Annotated in this window: 19 protein-coding genes and 1 pseudogene; 13 read left to right on the top strand and 7 right to left on the bottom strand. The window is 68.1% G+C overall.

Features of this window, described 5'->3' with window-relative positions:
- Positions 1-7: 7 nt before the first annotated feature.
- Positions 8-742 carry a FadR/GntR family transcriptional regulator gene (locus CF68_RS03385; RefSeq protein ID WP_035816048.1) on the bottom strand — a complete coding sequence of 245 codons (735 nt, stop codon included), beginning with the start codon at positions 740-742 and terminating at the stop codon, positions 8-10.
- Positions 743-963: 221 nt separating this feature from the next.
- Between CF68_RS03385 and CF68_RS03380 the strand changes: the two genes are divergently transcribed.
- Positions 964-1,392 carry a GNAT family N-acetyltransferase gene (locus CF68_RS03380; RefSeq protein WP_035816046.1) on the top strand — a complete coding sequence of 143 codons (429 nt, stop codon included), beginning with the start codon at positions 964-966 and terminating at the stop codon, positions 1,390-1,392.
- 18 nt (positions 1,393-1,410) lie between these two features.
- On the opposite strand, the gene CF68_RS03375 is transcribed toward CF68_RS03380, so the two are convergent.
- The 3 genes from CF68_RS03375 to CF68_RS03365 all read right to left on the bottom strand — a co-directional run bounded on the left by CF68_RS03375 (position 1,411) and on the right by CF68_RS03365 (position 3,636).
- On the bottom strand, positions 1,411-2,238 hold the full coding sequence (locus tag CF68_RS03375) for an NRDE family protein (RefSeq protein ID WP_035816045.1): 828 nt from the start codon (positions 2,236-2,238) through the stop codon (positions 1,411-1,413).
- A 74-nt stretch (positions 2,239-2,312) separates the two neighbouring features.
- Positions 2,313-2,603: a DUF4936 family protein gene (locus tag CF68_RS03370; protein ID WP_013956564.1), complete on the bottom strand. Its 291-nt coding sequence runs from the start codon at positions 2,601-2,603 to the stop codon at positions 2,313-2,315.
- A gap of 16 nt (positions 2,604-2,619) precedes the next feature.
- Positions 2,620-3,636 carry a folate-binding protein YgfZ gene (locus tag CF68_RS03365; protein WP_084187051.1) on the bottom strand — a complete coding sequence of 339 codons (1,017 nt, stop codon included), beginning with the start codon at positions 3,634-3,636 and terminating at the stop codon, positions 2,620-2,622.
- Between the two features lie 224 nt (positions 3,637-3,860).
- Here CF68_RS03365 and mltG point away from each other — a divergent pair, with 224 nt between their 5' ends.
- The 8 genes from mltG to CF68_RS03325 all read left to right on the top strand — a co-directional run bounded on the left by mltG (position 3,861) and on the right by CF68_RS03325 (position 9,580).
- Positions 3,861-4,856, top strand: coding sequence for an endolytic transglycosylase MltG (gene mltG / locus CF68_RS03360; RefSeq protein WP_035816043.1), 996 nt, complete (start codon positions 3,861-3,863; stop codon positions 4,854-4,856).
- A 7-nt stretch (positions 4,857-4,863) separates the two neighbouring features.
- Entirely contained in the window at positions 4,864-5,475 is a 612-nt protein-coding gene (gene tmk, locus CF68_RS03355) for a dTMP kinase (RefSeq protein WP_013956567.1), read from the top strand.
- A gap of 117 nt (positions 5,476-5,592) precedes the next feature.
- On the top strand, positions 5,593-6,600 hold the full coding sequence (locus CF68_RS03350; RefSeq protein WP_010810002.1) for a DNA polymerase III subunit delta': 1,008 nt from the start codon (positions 5,593-5,595) through the stop codon (positions 6,598-6,600).
- Between the two features lie 62 nt (positions 6,601-6,662).
- On the top strand, positions 6,663-7,055 hold the full coding sequence (locus CF68_RS03345; protein WP_035816042.1) for a PilZ domain-containing protein: 393 nt from the start codon (positions 6,663-6,665) through the stop codon (positions 7,053-7,055).
- Between the two features lie 37 nt (positions 7,056-7,092).
- Positions 7,093-7,593 carry a GNAT family N-acetyltransferase gene (locus tag CF68_RS03340; RefSeq protein WP_035816040.1) on the top strand — a complete coding sequence of 167 codons (501 nt, stop codon included), beginning with the start codon at positions 7,093-7,095 and terminating at the stop codon, positions 7,591-7,593.
- A gap of 24 nt (positions 7,594-7,617) precedes the next feature.
- On the top strand, positions 7,618-8,412 hold the full coding sequence (locus CF68_RS03335; RefSeq protein ID WP_035816034.1) for a TatD family hydrolase: 795 nt from the start codon (positions 7,618-7,620) through the stop codon (positions 8,410-8,412).
- Positions 8,405-9,172 (top strand): ankyrin repeat domain-containing protein, encoded by a 768-nt coding sequence (locus tag CF68_RS03330; protein WP_051591387.1) that lies wholly within the window; start codon positions 8,405-8,407, stop codon positions 9,170-9,172. The genes CF68_RS03335 and CF68_RS03330 overlap by 8 nt, the downstream gene beginning before the upstream one ends.
- Before the next feature lie 15 nt (positions 9,173-9,187).
- Complete coding sequence (locus CF68_RS03325; RefSeq protein WP_035816065.1) at positions 9,188-9,580, top strand: YkvA family protein; 393 nt, start codon at positions 9,188-9,190, stop codon at positions 9,578-9,580.
- Here the strand turns inward: CF68_RS03325 and egtB are convergent.
- Positions 9,577-10,866 carry an ergothioneine biosynthesis protein EgtB gene (gene egtB / locus CF68_RS03320; RefSeq protein ID WP_035816031.1) on the bottom strand — a complete coding sequence of 430 codons (1,290 nt, stop codon included), beginning with the start codon at positions 10,864-10,866 and terminating at the stop codon, positions 9,577-9,579. The genes CF68_RS03325 and egtB overlap by 4 nt on opposite strands.
- A 182-nt stretch (positions 10,867-11,048) precedes the next feature.
- Positions 11,049-11,669, bottom strand: coding sequence for an FMN-dependent NADH-azoreductase (locus CF68_RS03315; RefSeq protein WP_035816030.1), 621 nt, complete (start codon positions 11,667-11,669; stop codon positions 11,049-11,051).
- Positions 11,670-11,810: 141 nt separating this feature from the next.
- On the opposite strand from CF68_RS03315, the gene CF68_RS03310 reads away from it, so the two are divergent.
- The 3 genes from CF68_RS03310 (at position 11,811) to CF68_RS03300 (ending at position 14,049) form a co-directional block, all read left to right on the top strand.
- The gene (locus tag CF68_RS03310) at positions 11,811-12,758 is read left to right on the top strand and encodes a LysR family transcriptional regulator (protein ID WP_035816029.1); all 948 of its coding nucleotides are present in this window, start codon (positions 11,811-11,813) and stop codon (positions 12,756-12,758) included.
- A gap of 198 nt (positions 12,759-12,956) precedes the next feature.
- Positions 12,957-13,376, top strand: coding sequence for a DoxX family protein (locus CF68_RS03305; protein ID WP_035816028.1), 420 nt, complete (start codon positions 12,957-12,959; stop codon positions 13,374-13,376).
- Positions 13,377-13,482: 106 nt separating this feature from the next.
- On the top strand, positions 13,483-14,049 hold the full coding sequence (locus tag CF68_RS03300; protein ID WP_035816027.1) for a DUF4136 domain-containing protein: 567 nt from the start codon (positions 13,483-13,485) through the stop codon (positions 14,047-14,049).
- Between the two features lie 18 nt (positions 14,050-14,067).
- Here the strand turns inward: CF68_RS03300 and CF68_RS03295 are convergent, their stop codons facing one another.
- Positions 14,068-15,294, bottom strand: a complete 1,227-nt coding sequence (locus CF68_RS03295) for an EAL domain-containing protein (RefSeq protein WP_035816026.1) — start codon at positions 15,292-15,294, stop codon at positions 14,068-14,070.
- A gap of 56 nt (positions 15,295-15,350) precedes the next feature.
- On the opposite strand from CF68_RS03295, the pseudogene CF68_RS03290 reads away from it, so the two are divergent.
- A pseudogene (locus tag CF68_RS03290) lies at positions 15,351-15,991 on the top strand (DNA translocase FtsK 4TM domain-containing protein); the annotation flags it as partial.

Below are 15,991 nucleotides of genomic sequence, written 5' to 3'. Positions count from 1 at the left end.
GCGCGCGTCAGTTGGTGGCGCCGTGCGCTTCGCCGTTCTCGTCCGCACCCAGCTGGGCCAGCCGGTGCGCGGCGTTGTACATATGGTTCTGCGCGGCATTGCGCGCGGCCAGCGGGTCGCCGGCGCGGATGGCGGCGACGATGGCCTGGTGTTCCTCGCGTACCTGGCGCGAAAAATCCGCGCGGCGCGCCTCGTTGGTCCGGGTCACGCGCGTGGCCGCTTCCAGGTACTGGCTGAGGAAGGCCAGCGTCTTCAGGAAATACGGGTTGCCGGTGGCCTCGGCGATGGCACGGTGGAAGGCCACGTCTTCGGCCACGCCGTCGCCGCCTTGCGCAACCTCTTCGTCGAGGCGGGCCAGCGCGGCGTCGATGGCTGCCATCGACGCATCGGTACGGCGGCGGGCGGCCTGCGCGGCCACCTCGGCCTCGATCGCGCGGCGCAGCTCGACGATCTGCAGCACCGATTCCAGCGTGCCGGTTTCGGTGTAGTCGATGCGCAGCGGCCGGATGCCAGCCTGCAGTGTCACGAACACGCCGCTGCCCTGGCGCGACTCCACCACGCCTTCGTACTTGAGCCGGGAGATGGCTTCGCGTACCACGGTGCGGCTGACGCCAAACTCTTCGGACAGCACCGCCTCGGTGGGCAGCTTGTCGCCGCGGGCAAAGGCGCCGTTCTGGATCTGGTCCAGCAGTTGTTCGGCGACATTGTCAGTGAGGGCGCGGGCAGGGACTTTCTGGAACACGGCAGCTTCCCGGGTTATTCGGTAATCAGGTCATCATACAAATTTGCTAGGAGGCTGCCGACCCCGGGCAAACCCTGATATGGTGCAAATTCAGGCGCGACGATGCGGCGAATGATCCGCTTTGGTGCATCGACGGTCACTGCGACACTGGCGTATCATGGGCGCCCGTCCGGATCCCATGCCGGACGCAATCGTTCCCCAAGCGCCTGATTCCACACGCCATGTCCATCACCGTCCTGATCTGCCCCTGGTCCGAAGCCCGCGAACGCGCGCGCGCCATCCGCTATACCGTCTTTGTCGAAGAGCAGGGCGTGCCGGTGGAACTGGAGTGGGACGAGTGGGACGAGCCGAGCTGGCACGCGCTGGCGCTGGCCGAGGATGGCACGCCGGTCGCCACCGGACGGCTGCTTCCAGATGGCCATATCGGCCGCATGGCCGTGCTGAAAACCGCGCGCGGCACCGGCGTCGGGGCGCTGGTATTAGAAGCGCTGATGGAGAAGGCGGAGCAGCTTGGCTACCCGGAACTGGTGCTCAATGCGCAGACGCACGCGGCGCCGTTCTATGCGCGCGTGGGCTTTGCGCAGGTGGGGCCGGAATTCGAAGAAGCGGGCATCCCGCACGTGGAGATGCGCAAGCGGCTGGCCGGCTGAGCGCCGGGAATCCGGGTTTCAGCGCGGCGCGGGCACGATGCCGGTGTCGCGTTGCAGGTTCAGCTTGCCGTGGAAGTTGACGTCGCCGATGCGGCCATCGGCGTCGAAGCTGCGCTCGCTCAGGTCGAAGCGGCCATCGTGGCGCACGCGCAGCACCGTGCTGGCGCGCGTGCCGTACAGCGGCGAGCGGATAAAGGCCGACGACAGCAGCTTTTCCCATTCTGGCGCCACGCCCGTGGATGGCAGTTCGAAATCCGCCGCCTGGCGCCCGTCGGCGAGCATTTGCAGGTAGGGCTCGGCGCTGGCGTTGGCCTGGCCGCTGTCGGCGGCCAGCACTTCGGCCAGCGCGCCCACGCGGCTGCGCACCTTGGGCCAGGGCGTGTCGAGCAGGGCGTTGGACAGGCCGTACAGCCCCGGGCGCAGCCGTTGCGGCTGGCGCGAGGCAGCGCGGTTGCTGTACCACCAGAGTTCACGCAGGTCGCTCGCCAGCAGGTTGAAGCCGTTGTAGCGGCCGTCTTCGCCGGCGAGGCCGTCCAGGTAGTCGAACGGCGCCTCGCGTCCGCGCAGGAAGCCGGCCACCAGCTCGCCGCGCGAGCGCGCGTCGGTGCGTTTTTCGGACGGGGCGCGGTAGTTTGTCAGTGCGGCGAAGCGGCCGTCGGCGTTGACGCCCATCCAGGTGCCGGGCTCGCCGATGACTTCCGCCAGGTCGCGCCCGGCCAGCACCTGCGGCGCATCCTGCCACCAGTGCGCGGCCGCCGCGGGGCGGACATAGAATTCATCGCGGTTGCCGGCGACGACCAGGGCATAGTCCGGGTGGGATTGCCAGGCAACCAGGATCAGACACATCGCTTTGCTTCCTTTGCCGCCGGGGTTGCTGCAGTGGCACCCGGCGTACTTCAGTCCAACGGCAGCCTGAACGCCTACAGCACGTCCAGGTCGACAAAGTGCTCGGCCCGCCGCTCGCCATCCACCCATTGGTCCAGCCCGCTCTGCCGCCACAGGCCTTCCAGCGTGGCATCGAAAGCGGGCGGCACGTCGGCGTAGCATTCCATCCAGGTCTGCACGCCGGCGCGGGTTTCCGGCCTGCGCATCAGCGTACCACCAATTCCGGTTGCTTCGGCGACCGTCTCCATCCAGCGGTGCCAGTGCGGCAGCGCCTCGGCGGCGACGGCTTCCGGGACGCGGAAATAGACGTATAGGTGATCGCTCATGGCAGGTCCTGTAGGTTCAGCCAGCGGCCTGGGCGGCCTCGCCCAGCGGCACCTCGTAGGGCAGGGTAGCCGTAGCCACCGCCGCGCCCTCGGCGCTGCCCAGGCGCAGCGCACTGGCGGCGGCATCGATCTTCAGCTCGGCCAGGCCGGCCCAGCCGCCCTGGGGCGCGGGCGCGGCATTGACGATCATGCCGCACGGCTGGCCCGGATCTTCCGGACGGTAGATTTCAGCCGCGGGCGCCGGCACTTCGCCTTCGCCCTGCACCAGCCACATGCGGCGCTTGAGTGTGCCGCGGTACTGGCTGCGCGCCACGATTTCCTGGCCGGGATAGCAGCCCTTGCGGAAATTGACGCCACCGACCAGTTCAAAATTGATCATCTGCGGCACGAACTGCTCTTGCGTGGCCGCGACGATGCGGGGCAGGCCCGACTGCACTTCCAGCCAGTCCCACAGCGCGGGCGACGCATCCTGCAGCGTGGCGGAAAGCGCCGCGCGCACCGCCTCGGCCCGCTCGGCCGGCAGCACCAGTTGCCAGCGCGGCTGGCCGGCGCCATCCGGCAGGCGGATCACGGTGACGCCGTCGGCTTCGGCGACGGCAAAGGCAACCTCCGGCACGGGCAGGCCGGCAGCGGCCAGCGCCTTGGCCGCACCGGCCCCGGCGAGGCCGAGGATCGCGAGGATGGGGGTGACGTCGGACAGCTTGGCCTTGGCGCGCAGCACGAACATCGACAGGCGCTTCTGCACCGGGGCCTGGATGTCGGCCGACAGCTGCAGCACGATGCCTTCGGCATCGCGCCACATCAGGAAGGTGGCTAGCAGCCGCCCCTTGGGCGAGCAGTAGCCGGCCAGGCGGGCGGCGCCCGGCTTCAGGTCTTCGGCCGCATTGGTCAGCTGGGTGTGCAGGAAGCTGCCGGCATCGTCGCCGGCCACACGGACCAGGCCGAGCCCGGCCGGGCTGCAGACGATGCCGCTGCCGCTCAATGCTTCAAGGTTTGCGGCGAGTTCCTGGGCTTGGGCATTCATCACTGGCATTGCGTGGCAATCGTTGAGGCAATTCGGGAGAGGGAAGGCACCGGTCGTGCGGCCTGCCGGGCGGGCCGTCAAGCGGCTCCGGCGCCGCGGCGCATGGTCGGTGCGAGGCTGCCGGTTATTATATGGGGCTATGAGATTTTCGGCCGGCGCCGGCAGCACGTGGCGGCAGTCGGTGGTGCGCAAGCCCTCCGACGGATCCGGCCAGCCGCCCCTATTACTGATACATGAAACGATTTTTCCTTAGTCTTGGCCTGGCCATCCTGGTGTTCGCGCTGGCGGCCGCGGGCGCGTTCGCGTGGTGGGCCAATCACCCGCTGATCCTCAGCAAGTCACCCGTGGAAGTGGTGATCAAGCCCAATTCCGGCGTCGCCAGCGTCGGCCGCCAGATCCAGCGCGGCGGCGTCGGCATGGACCCGCGGCTGTTCATGCTGCTGGTGCGCCTGACCGGCCACGGCCCTGACCTGAAGGCCGGCGGCTATGAATTCGAGACCGGCGCCACGCCGCTGTCGATCATCGGCAAGCTGGCGCGCGGCGAGGTCACGCACTATGTGGTCACGGTGATCGAGGGCTGGGAGTTCCGCAAGATGCGCGCCGCCGTGGACGCCAGCCTGGCGCTGCGCCACGACACCCGGGGCATGTCCGACGCGGACCTGATGAAGGCAATCGGCGCGGCCGAGACCTCGCCCGAAGGGATGTTCTTCCCGGATACCTACCTGTTCGCGCGCGGCAGCAGCGATATCGACCTGTACAAGCACGCCTACCGTGCCATGCAGCGGCGCCTGAACGAGGCCTGGAACGCACGCTCGCCCGACCTGCCGTACAAGACCCCGTACGAGGCTCTGGTGATGGCGTCGATCGTCGAGAAAGAAACCGGCCAGGCCGCCGAACGCCCGATGATCGCCGCCGTGTTCATCAACCGGCTGCGCAAGAACATGATGCTGCAGACCGACCCGACCGTGATCTACGGCCTGGGCGATGGCTTCGACGGCGACCTGCGCAAGCGCGACCTGCAGGCCGACACCCCGTACAATACCTACACCCGCACCGGCCTGCCGCCCACGCCGATTGCGCTGCCGGGGCTGGCCTCGCTGGCGGCGGCCACCACGCCGGCGCCATCCGACGCACTGTACTTCGTCGCCCGCGGCGACGGCAGCAGCCATTTCTCCAACTCGCTTCCCGAACACAACCGCGCGGTCGACAAGTACCAGCGCGGCAAATAGGCATTCCATGCGCGGAAAATTCATTACGTTTGAAGGCATCGACGGCGCCGGCAAGAGCACCCATATCGACTGGGTCGCCGACCGCCTGCGCGCACGCAGCGATATTGCCGGCGTCGTCACCACCCGCGAACCCGGCGGCACGTCGCTGGGCGAAGACCTGCGCCAGATCCTGCTGCATCGCAAGATGCACCTGGAAACCGAGGCGCTGCTGATGTTCGCGGCCCGGCGCGAGCATATCGCCGAGGTCATCGCCCCCGCGCTGGAGCGCGGCAAGTGGGTGATTTCCGACCGCTTCACCGACGCCACCTTCGCCTACCAGGGCGGGGGCAGGGGCCTGGCCACCGAGCGCCTGGAAGTACTGGAAGACTGGGTGCAGGGCGGCCTGCAGCCGGACCTGACGCTGCTGTTCGACGTGCCGCTGGAAACCGCCAGCGAGCGCCTGGCCGGCGCGCGCGCCCCTGACAGGTTCGAATCCGAATCGCGCGCGTTCTTCCAGCGCACCCGCGATGAATACCTGCGCCGCGCGGCCCAGTCGCCGCAGCGCTTCCGGGTGATCGACGCCACGCGCAGCATTGCTGACATTCGCGATGAACTTGAAAAAATCATCGCAACCGTCTGATTTTTTGCCGATATATGCCTGACGTGATAGATGTGAATGCCGCGCCATTGTGTAATGCGCAATCGCACGGCTATCACAGGTAAAACTTGAAGTTAGATCGCTAACCCACTGATTCACATGCTATATCCCTGGCAGAAGGAAGACTGGCAACGGCTCGGCGCGCTGCGTGAACGGCTGCCGCACGCCTTGCTGATCCATGGCCAGCAAGGCATCGGCAAGCGCGACCTGGCCCTGCATTTCGCGCAAGGGCTGTTGTGCGAGGCGCCGCTGCCGGACGGCCAGCCCTGCGGCCAGTGCGCCGCCTGCCACTGGTTCAGCCAGGGCAACCACCCGGACTTCACCGTGGTGCGGCCCGAGGCGCTGGACGCCGCGGCCGAGGCCGAGACCGACGAGGGCGGCAAGAAGAAGGCGCCCAGCAAGATCATCCGCATGGAGCAGGTGCGCGCGCTGATCGAGGCCGTGGGCGTGGGCACGCACCGGGCCGGGCTGCGCGTGGTGGTGGTGTACCCGCTCGATGCGCTGCAGACCGAGGGCGCCAACGCACTGCTGAAGACGCTGGAAGAGCCGCCGCCGTCCACCGTGTTCCTGCTGGTGACCGACCGCCTGGACCGGATCCTGCCGACCATCCTGTCGCGCTGCCGCCAGTTCTCGGCCCAGCGCCCGACGCCGGAGGCCGCGCTGGCCTGGCTGCGCGGGCAGGGGGTGGCCGATGCCGAGGCCCAGCTGGCGCTGGCCGGCGGTTCGCCGCTGACCGCGCTGCATGCCGCCGAGGCCGAGGAGCAGCCGCTGCAGCGCTGGCTGGTCGGCCAGCTGGGCGCCGCCGCCGCCTTCGACGCTTCTGCGGCGGCCGAGCAACTGCAGAAGCTGCCGGTGCCCGCCGTGCTTGGCATCCTGCAGCGCTGGACGTACGATCTGCTGACGCTGCGCCTGGACGGCAGCGCCACGCCGCGGTACCTCCCCAAGGAACGGGCCGTGCTGGCGCGCTGCGCCGGGGCCACCGATGCGCACCGCCTGCAGGCCTTTGCCACCCGGTTGACCGCGCATCGCCGCAGCGAGAACCATCCGCTGGCGGCCCGGCTGGTGATGGAAGCGGTATTCCTGGAATACCGCCAGCTGTTCCGGTAGTACGCCTGGCAGTCAAAAAAAAGCCATAACAACAAGCAGCACCGTCATTCAGGGGGTCAACCATGAACACAGCAGTCGCCGGCGCACCGCCCGCTGCGCCAACCGGCAGCGGGGCGGCATCGCGCCCCAATGTGCTGTCCTTGTCGATCAAGGACCAGGCCGGGCTGTATGCGGCCTATATGCCGTTCCTGGCGCGCGGCGGCATCTTCGTGCCGTCGAACCGGCCGTTCCGGCTGGGCGAGCAGGTGTTCCTGGTGCTGTCGCTGCTGGATCGACCGCAGAAATACCAGATCGCGGGCCACGTGGCCTGGATCACCCCGGCGGGCACGCCGATGAAGACCCCCGGCGTCGGCGTGCATTTCCCCGACGACGACAACGGGCGCAACCTGCGCCGCACGGTGGAGGAGATCCTGGGCAAGACGCTGGAGTCCGGGCGCCCCACGCAGACTTTATGAACGTTGTGAGGTTGTTCTCGCAACATTTTGATTTTCAATGAATTTTTCACTTCGAATTGCCGAGCCCCGCGACCTGCCGGGCATCGTCGCCATCTATAACAGCACCGTGCCCTCGCGCATGGTCACCGCTGACACAGAACCGGTCACCGTGGCCTCGCGCCAGGCCTGGTTCGATGCCCACCAGCCCGGGCGCCGCCCGCTGTGGGTGTGCGAGGATGCCGACGGCAGCATGGCCGGCTGGATGAGCTTTTCAGATTTCTACGGCCGCCCGGCCTACGGCGCCACCGCCGAGGTGTCGATCTACCTGGACGCGCAGCGCCGCGGCCAGGGGCTGGGACGCTACCTGCTGCAGCAGGCCATCGACCATGCGCCCAGGGTCGGCGTGAACACGCTGCTCGGCTTTATCTTCGGCCACAATGCGCCCAGCCTGGGCCTGTTCGCGTCGCTGGGCTTTACGCGCTGGGGCGACCTGCCGCGCGTTGCCGTGCTCGACGGAGTCGAGCGCGACCTGATCATCGTCGGCCGCCGCGTGGACTGAGCCACCGGCCAAAAGAGATTCCCCATGTTTGTCGATTCCCACTGCCATATCGATTTCCCAGAGCTGGCCGCGCGCCTGCCGGAACTGCTGGAGAACATGCGCGCCAACCAGGTCACGCATGCGCTGTGCATCTCGGTCACGCTGGAAGACTTCCCGCGCGTGCTGGCACTGGCCGAGCAGCATCCCAACCTGTACGCCTCGGTCGGCGTGCACCCGGACTACGAAGAGGGCGAGGAACCCACGCTGGAGCGCCTGGTGGAGCTGTCCGCGCACCCGCGCGTGGTCGGCACCGGCGAGACCGGGCTGGACTACTACCGCCTGAACGGCCGCAGCATCGCCGACATGGAATGGCAGCGCGAGCGCTTCCGCACCCATATCCGCGCCGCGCGCCAGACCGGCAAGCCGCTGATCATCCATACCCGCTCGTCCGCCGACGACACGCTGCGCCTGATGCGCGAAGAGAACGCGCGCGACGCCGGCGGCGTGATGCACTGCTTCACCGAGACCTGGGACGTTGCCCGCCAGGCCCTGGACGAGGGTTTCCATATCTCGTTCTCGGGCATCGTCACCTTCAAGAGCGCGGCCGACCTGCAGGAAACCGCGCGCAAGGTGCCGCTGGAGCGCATGCTGATCGAGACCGATTCGCCCTACCTGGCGCCGGTGCCATACCGCGGCAAGACCAACGAACCGGCCTGGGTGCGCCATGTGGGCGAGTTCATCGCGCAGCTGCGCGGGGTGCCGGTGGAACAGGTCGCGGAACAGACTACGGAAAATTTCTTCAATCTATTCAAGCACATTGACAGGGAATCGCATGTTTGACATGAAGTTTGCCCGACGCGCCGCCGGCGCCCTTGCGCTGGCCGCCGCCACGCTGGCGCAGGCCGCGCCTGCCGACGACATGCGCAAGGCCGTCGAATTCGACGACGCCAACACCGTCAAGAAGCTGCTGGCCAAGGGCGTCGATCCCAACCTGGTGGACAGCCGCGGCAACCCGGCGCTGGTGCTGGCGCTGCGCGAGAAGTCGCTGAAGGCGGCCACGGTGCTGATCCGCGCCAAGGACATCGATTTCGACAAGACCAACCCGGCCGGCGAGACCCCGCTGATGATGGCCGCGCTGCAAGGCGAGCTGGACATGGTCAAGCTGATGGTCGACGAGATGGAGGCCGAGGTTAACAAGACCGGCTGGACGCCGCTGCACTACGCGGCCACCAACGGCCACAACAATGTGGTCAAGTACCTGGTCGACCAGGCCGCCTATATCGACGCCGAAAGCCCCAACGGCACCACGCCGCTGATGATGGCCGCGCGTGGCGGCCATATCGAGACCGTCAAGCTGCTGCTGGACGAAGGCGCCGACATGCGCCTGAAGAACCAGCAGGGCATGACCGTGATCGACTTTGCCGAGCGCTACAACCAGGCCGAGATCGCCAAGGGCCTGAAGGCGCGCTGGCAGAAGCTGTATCCGCAGACGCCGATCGTGGCGGCGCCGCCGCTGAAGGCGCCCACCGGCGAGCCGGGCGGGCAGCGGCCCGCGGCGCAGCAACCCGCGGCGCAGCAGCCCAAGACCAAGGGCTGGTAAGCGCTGATGCCGGCGATGGCCGTCGGCGCCCGCCTGCGCCAGTGGGCACGCGGGCTCAAGGCGAGCCTGCTGACGCTGTGGTTCTGCAGCCGCCATCCCGGCACGCCGTGGAGCGCGCGGCTGCTGGCCGCGCTGGTAGTGGCCTATGCCTTCAGCCCGATCGACCTGATCCCCGATTTCATCCCGGTGCTGGGCTATGTCGATGACGTGTTGCTGGTGCCGCTGGGTATCTGGCTGACGCTGCGGATGATCCCGGCGGCGGTGAAGACGGAATGCCGCGGCCGGGCCGAAGCCTGGCAGGCTGCCCATGCGCAACGGCCGCGCAATCGCGCGGCCGCCGTGGTCATCGTGCTGGTGTGGATGTTGCTGGCCTGGCTGGCGTGGCGCTGGCTGGCGCCGCCGGCCTAGACATCATCCGCCAGCCGCACCCCGGTGAACTGCCAGCGCTGGTGCGGATAGAAGAAGTTGCGGTACGTCGCCCGGATATGCGATTCGGGCGTGACGCACGACCCGCCGCGCAGCACCATCTGGCCGCTCATGAACTTGCCGTTGTACTCGCCCACCGCACCCGCGTTCGGGCGGAAGCCCGGATACGGCAGGAAGGCGCTGCCGGTCCATTCCCACACATCGCCGAACATCTGGCGCAGCACGGCTGAGGTGTTCTGCCGGTCCGGCAACGGCCGCAGCGCGCGGCCTTCAACAAAATTCCCGGTGGCCGGCAGGCTGCGCGCGGCGTGCTCCCACTCGGCCTCGGTTGGCAGCCGGCGTTCGGCCCAGCGCGCGAACGCCTCGGCCTCATAGAAGCTGACGTGGGTGACGGGGCTGTCCGGGTCGACCGGATGCATCCCGCGCAGCGTCATCTGCCACCACGTGCCTTCGCGTTCTTCCCAATAGAGCGGGGCCAGGATGCCTTGCTCGCAAACCCAGCGCCAGCCGTCGGACAGCCACAGCCCGGCCGTCTGGTAGCCGCCATCCTCGATGAATTCAAACCATTGCCGGTTGCTGACCGGGTGCGAGCACAGCGTGAACGGCGCCAGGTAGGCCTTGTGCCGCGGCCCTTCGCAGTCAAAGGCAAAGGTCTCGCCGCGGTGGCCAATCTCCACCAGGCCGCCGTCAAAGCCGATCCAGTCCGGCGCGGGCCGAGGGTCGGCGATCACCGGCTCGGGCAGTTCCGGGGCGAAGGCGGGGCGCAGCGGGTTCTGCGCAAACAGGTGCAGGATGTCGGTCAGCAGCAGTTCCTGGTGCTGCTGTTCGTGCTGCAGGCCGAGCATGATCAATGCCGCCTCGTCATCGGTCTGGGCGCTGCCCAGCAGTGTCAGCATCGATTCGTCCACGGCCTCGCGGTAGGCCAGCACCTCGTCCAGCGAGGGGCGGGTCAGCAGCCCGCGCTGTGGCCGCGGGTGGCGCGGGCCGACCGCTTCGTAGTACGAGTTGAAGAGGTAGCGGTAGTCCGGGTCCACCGGCTCGTAATCGGGGATCCGCGCAGCCAGCACGAATTCCTCGAAGAACCATGTGGTGTGCGCCAGGTGCCATTTTGCCGGGCTGGCGTCGTCCATGGACTGCACGGTGGCATCGGCATCGGACAGGTCGGCCACCAGGGTCTCGGTGGCGGTGCGTACGTGGCGATACTGCGAAAGCAGGGCGGGTTCGTGCGGCGGATGGAGGGCGGCGGCTGGCAACAGGGCTGAAGTCATGCGGGCTCCCGGGAGTGGATCGGTCGATGACTGCAGGCGGCAGGACAGCCGCGGGCAAATAGCCGGGGCCGGCGCGCCGCCCATGGCACGCGGGGCGCCGTAGCGCCCCGATCCATCATAGACCCGATCCGTCCGCGGGGCGAGCCGGCGCCGTCCTGCAGCGCCGGCCGACCCTCGGGGCGTCAGGCTGCCAGGCGGCTGGCGTCGTTCAGCGCCGCGATTTCGGTGCGGGCGCTGGCCAGGCCGGCTTCGCGGAACTGCGGACCCATGGCCAGGCCGTGGGCACGCACGTAGGTGATATCGGTGATGCCCAGGAAGCGGAACACGATGTCGACGGTCTTTTCGTGCAGGTCCAGCTCATTGGCATCCTGGCGCACGCCGCCGCGCGACGACACCACGATCACGCGCTTGCCGCCGGCCAGGCCCACCGGGCCGTTCTCGGTGTACTTGAAGGTGCGGCCAGCCTGCGCAATGCGGTCGATCCAGGCCTTGAGCTGGCTGGGGATGCTGAAGTTGTACTGCGGCACGCCCACCACCAGCACGTCGGCGGCCAGGAATTCGGCCAGCCATTGCTCGGTGCGCTGCAGCTCGGCTTCCTGAACGGCGTTCAGGCCTTCCTTCGGGCCGCCCAGCACGGGCAGCAGGTTGCCGGACAGGTGCGCCGGAGCGTCCTGGTCCAGGTCGCGCACGGTGACCGTGGCGCCCGGGTTGGCGGCGACCAGGTCGGCCACCACGCTGGCGGTCAGGCTGCGCGAAACGGAGTTGTCGCCAAGGACGCTGGAATCGATCTGCAGGATGTTCATGTCTTTCTCCACAAGGGGTGCGGTTGCGATGGATGAAAGATAGCGGCTGGCCATTGGTATCGGTAGTGAGGCAAAATGCAAATGATTGTTCTACCGGCGCAACGCCAGCCTGGCGGCCGCACGGTGATCCCGGAGCCATCCATGCAAGACCTCAACGACTTGTCCCTGTTTGCCCAGGTGGTCGAACACGGCAGTTTTTCCGCGGCCAGCCGCGCCTCCGGCGTGCCCAAATCGCGCCTGAGCCGGCGCATCGCCCAGCTGGAGCGCGACCTGGGCGTGCAACTGCTGCGCCGCACGACACGGCAGGTGCGCGTTACGCCGCTTGGCGAATCCTTCTACGAACGCTGCCGCGCCATGCTCAATGAGGCCAAGGCGGCGCGCGAGGTCATCGAGCAGGCGCGCGAGCAGCCCGGCGGCACGCTGCGCGTGAGCTGCCCGATCGCCATCGCCCAGATCCTGCTGGCGCCGGCGATCGGCCATTTCATGCGCGCCAACCCGGCCGTGCGCATCGAGCTGGAGACCACTAACCGGCGCGTTGACGTGATCGGCGAAGGCTTCGACCTGGCCCTGCGCGTGCGCGAGTCCATGGAGGACTCCAGCCTGGTGGTGCGCACCTTCGGTGAAAGCCAGCTGATGCTGGTGGCCAGCCCCGCGCTGCTGGACAGCATCGGCCGCCCGCGCACGCCGCAGGCGCTGGACGGCATGCCCGGCGTGGGACAGCCGCCGCACGACGGCAAGCATGTCTGGACCCTGCGCTGCAAGACCAGCGACTCGATCCAGATTGCCTATGAACCGCGCCTGGTTACCGAAGACTTCGTGCTGCTGCGCGAGGCGGCGATCGCCGGCGCGGGCGTGGCCATGCTGCCGCGGATGTATTGCCGCGATGCGCTGGAAAGCGGCGAGCTGGAACTGGTGTTGCCGCAGTACGACATGCCGGTCGGCACGCTGCATGCGGTTTTCCCTTCGCGCAAGGGCGTGACGCCTGCCACCCGGCGTTTTCTCGACTTCCTGGGCGAGGTCCTGCCCGAATGCGCATCCAAGGTCGGCATGCTTGAGCCGCGCCAGCCGGCGATGCACCGGGTGGTGTAGCGCAGGCCTCCCGGACACGGCATGGCGGGATTGGCGAGGCGGTGTGCCGGTCGCATCCCGGCCAGCAGGCAGTCTCGTATTTGCGTGCTTTACCTTCACGCCGCCTCGCACTAAGGTACAGCGGCGAGCCTCGCGCGTGAGGGTAAAGGCGCTTGGCTTCGACAACCAACTCGACAGACAACGGCAAGGAGAACGGCCATGGGTGGCTCTCAGGGTTCCCAGGACTTGGGCAAGGCGCTGCTGCGCATCGTGCTTGGCGTGTTGATCCTGATGCACGGCATCGCCAAGCTGACCGGTGCGTCCGGCATGGGCTTTGTGGGGAAGGTGGTCGCCGATGCCGGCTTGCCGGCATGGCTGGCCTATGGCGTCTACATTGGGGAAGTCATAGCCCCGATCCTGCTGATCATCGGCCTGTGGAGCCGCCTGGCGGCGCTGATCGTTGCGATCAACATGCTGTTTGCGGTGGCGCTGGTGCATACCAAGCAGCTCGGCATGCTGGCCGATACCGGCGGCTGGGCGCTTGAGTTGCAGGGCATGTTCCTGGCCGCGGCGCTGGCGGTGGCCCTGCTGGGGGCGGGCCGGTTCAGCGTGGGCGGCATCAATGGCAAGATGAATTAGCCCCGTCAGATGGCGTACGGTGCGCCCGGCGTTCCGGCGCCGGTGCCGCTTGCGCGCGGCTGCGTGGCTGCATGTGCGCGCTGCCGCGGACTCATGGAGATCTATCGTGAAACCCTTCCGGCAGCTCTTTCCGGTCGTGGCCGCGGCGCTGGTCCTGTCAGGCTGCGCCAGCGTGCCCGACATCAAGACCGACTACAACCGCAGCACTGACTTCAGTGCCTACCGCAGCTTTGGCTTCGTCGAGCATCTCGGCACCGACCGCCAAGGCTATGAAAGCCTGACCACCCAGTACTTCAAGTCCGCCGTGCAGCGGGAACTGACCGCACGCGGCTACAGCTATGCGGCGCAGTCGCCGGACTTGCTGGTCAACTTCAACGCCCGGCTGCAGGAGAAGGTCCAGGTCAGCCCGGCACCGACGCCGATGATGGGCTACTACGGCTATCGCGGCGGGCTGTATGCGCCATGGCCGGGCTACGGCTTCTATAACGACGTCTATACCTACACCGAAGGCACGGTCAACATCGACCTGGTCGACCGGCGCCAGATGAAGCTGGTCTGGGAAGGCGTGGCGGTGGGCAGCGTGGACACCAGCGACAAGGCCAGCGCGCAGCAGCGCATCGACAAGACCGTGACGCAGATCTTTGCCAAGTATCCGTTCCGGGCCGGCCAGTAGCGCCGGCTGCGGGCCATGTCAGGCTGCCGGCGGCATGGTTGCGGCCCGGTCGATGGCATCGGCTACGAAGACCTCGGCCGGCTTGGGCGCGGACCACAGGTAGCCCTGGCCCAGCGGGCAGCGCAGCGCCAGCAGCGCTGCCCGCTGGGCGTCGGTCTCGACGCCTTCGGCCACACACTCCAGGCCCAGCTCGAGCGCCAGGTTGATCATGTTGCGGCAGATCGCGGCACGCTGGCCATGCCCGTCGACATCGACAACGAACGACCGGTCGAGCTTCAGCTGCGTGAACGGCAGGTCCGCCAGCAGCTTGAGCGTGGCGATGCCAACGCCGAAATCGTCGATCGCCACGCCGTAGCCCAGCAGCCGCAAGCGGTTCAGCGCGACCGACAGGGCCAGCGTATCGGGCACCGGATAGCCCTCGGTCAATTCCACCGTCAGCGCCTGGCGCGGCACGCCGCTGGCGGCCACCAGGGCATCAAACGTCTCCAGCACACCGGGCCGGCACAGGGTTTGCGCCGAGGCATTGATGCCCAGCGTGATGTGGATGCCCGCCGCGCGCAGCCGCTGCTGCGCTGCCAGGCACTGGCGGGTCACAAAGAAGAACACCGGGTCGGCCTCATCCAGTGCTTCGAGCCGTGGGATAAAGATGTCGGGCTGCACCAGGCCGTGTTCGGGATGGCGCCAGCGCACCAGCGCCTCGGCACCGGCCAGCCGGCCGCTGGCAATCTCGTGCTGGGGCTGCAGCATGACCAGCAGGTCCGTGCCCGAGCGGGTGGCGGCGACCAGTTCTGCGTCGTCGGGCGACCACGCCGGCGCGGCGGATTCGCCCGCAGGCTGGCGCAGCGCATCGGCCAGGATCTCTTCCACCGCATCGCGCGACAGCGGCTTGCGCAGCGCGTGCACGCGCGGGATGCCGGCGGCGTGCGCCAGGCCGCGGTTTGAATCCAGGATGTCCTCCGCCAGCGCCGTCACCCAGACCCACACCGGCGCCGCCCCGGCAAAGGCATGCTGCCCGCGCCGGTGCAGCTCGGCAATCAGCTCGGGGCCGTTGCCGCCAGGCATTTCGATGTCGCAGAGCACGATGTCGAACGGTTCGCGTGCAAGGATCTCGGCCGCCTGCGTGCCGTTTTCAGCTGAAACCAGGGTCTGCACGCCCAGATGCCGCAGCATCCCCTCGGCCGCGACGCGCTGGAACGGATGGTCTTCGACGACAAGAACGCGCAGCCTGGCGTAGCGGATCGGCATGGGGGAGGGGGGAGGCGGCGGGCCGCCTGGAGTGCAATTCGATCGGGGGGTGCTGCATGGTAGCGCGGCGCCGCTGCGCCAACCACCGGATGGCGCAAAGTCTGGCGCCGCTGGCATGCGGAATCGCACAGGGATCGCAGCGCAATCGCCCCGGAAACGCGCTGCGTTACGAATATTTGCGCTTTCCGATTCAATCGCCGCCTGCCATAACCGCTACAATCGCTGCCCGTAGTTTTGAACATGGCATGTCGATAATGGGTTTTGGCTGGTTCGGATTTTCGACTTTCTGGATAGTGCCGCTGGTCTGGCGGCTGGTGACGCGCTGGCTCGCCGGCGAGCGCCGGCTGGCAGGCCCCGGCTCATTGCGCGTCTGGCTCGGCACGCTCGCCGTGCTGTGCGCGAGCGCCTGCCTGGAAGCGCTGACCAGCGGCACCGATCCGGACTCGAGCGCCGGCGGTTCGGCCGGCCGCGCGCTGGCCGGCATGATGGGCAACCTGTTCGGCTGGACCGGTGCCTTGCTGTTGATGCTGGGGGTGCTGGCGCTGGCCGCGCCGATGGTGTTCGGCGAAACCTGGCGCAGCCTGTTCTCGCGCAAGCCGCGCCGCGCCGCCGCGCCAGACGCGGCTCCGGAAGAGCCGCCGGTTTCCTTTGCTGCCACCCAGCCGATGCGCGAGGTAGAGCGCCGCGATGCGCCGGC

This window comes from Cupriavidus sp. SK-4 (assembly GCF_000611125.1).
GTDB lineage: Bacteria > Pseudomonadota > Gammaproteobacteria > Burkholderiales > Burkholderiaceae > Cupriavidus > Cupriavidus necator.
The sequence above is the reverse complement of the archived record's forward strand: the minus strand, read 5'-3'. Positions and strand labels throughout refer to the sequence as shown.

Excerpts from the sequence above, each read along its gene's own strand:
- CF68_RS03380 (WP_035816046.1), top strand. The coding sequence starts at position 964 with ATGTCCATCACCGTCCTGATCTGCCCCTGGTCCGAAGCCCGCGAACGC.
- CF68_RS03375 (WP_035816045.1), bottom strand. The coding sequence starts at position 2,238 with ATGTGTCTGATCCTGGTTGCCTGGCAATCCCACCCGGACTATGCCCTG.
- CF68_RS03370 (WP_013956564.1), bottom strand. The coding sequence starts at position 2,603 with ATGAGCGATCACCTATACGTCTATTTCCGCGTCCCGGAAGCCGTCGCC.
- CF68_RS03365 (WP_084187051.1), bottom strand. The coding sequence starts at position 3,636 with ATGCCAGTGATGAATGCCCAAGCCCAGGAACTCGCCGCAAACCTTGAA.
- mltG (WP_035816043.1), top strand. The coding sequence starts at position 3,861 with ATGAAACGATTTTTCCTTAGTCTTGGCCTGGCCATCCTGGTGTTCGCG.
- tmk (WP_013956567.1), top strand. The coding sequence starts at position 4,864 with ATGCGCGGAAAATTCATTACGTTTGAAGGCATCGACGGCGCCGGCAAG.
- CF68_RS03350 (WP_010810002.1), top strand. The coding sequence starts at position 5,593 with ATGCTATATCCCTGGCAGAAGGAAGACTGGCAACGGCTCGGCGCGCTG.
- CF68_RS03345 (WP_035816042.1), top strand. The coding sequence starts at position 6,663 with ATGAACACAGCAGTCGCCGGCGCACCGCCCGCTGCGCCAACCGGCAGC.
- CF68_RS03340 (WP_035816040.1), top strand. The coding sequence starts at position 7,093 with ATGAATTTTTCACTTCGAATTGCCGAGCCCCGCGACCTGCCGGGCATC.
- CF68_RS03335 (WP_035816034.1), top strand. The coding sequence starts at position 7,618 with ATGTTTGTCGATTCCCACTGCCATATCGATTTCCCAGAGCTGGCCGCG.
- CF68_RS03330 (WP_051591387.1), top strand. The coding sequence starts at position 8,405 with ATGTTTGACATGAAGTTTGCCCGACGCGCCGCCGGCGCCCTTGCGCTG.
- CF68_RS03325 (WP_035816065.1), top strand. The coding sequence starts at position 9,188 with ATGGCCGTCGGCGCCCGCCTGCGCCAGTGGGCACGCGGGCTCAAGGCG.
- egtB (WP_035816031.1), bottom strand. The coding sequence starts at position 10,866 with ATGACTTCAGCCCTGTTGCCAGCCGCCGCCCTCCATCCGCCGCACGAA.
- CF68_RS03315 (WP_035816030.1), bottom strand. The coding sequence starts at position 11,669 with ATGAACATCCTGCAGATCGATTCCAGCGTCCTTGGCGACAACTCCGTT.
- CF68_RS03310 (WP_035816029.1), top strand. The coding sequence starts at position 11,811 with ATGCAAGACCTCAACGACTTGTCCCTGTTTGCCCAGGTGGTCGAACAC.
- CF68_RS03305 (WP_035816028.1), top strand. The coding sequence starts at position 12,957 with ATGGGTGGCTCTCAGGGTTCCCAGGACTTGGGCAAGGCGCTGCTGCGC.
- CF68_RS03295 (WP_035816026.1), bottom strand. The coding sequence starts at position 15,294 with ATGCCGATCCGCTACGCCAGGCTGCGCGTTCTTGTCGTCGAAGACCAT.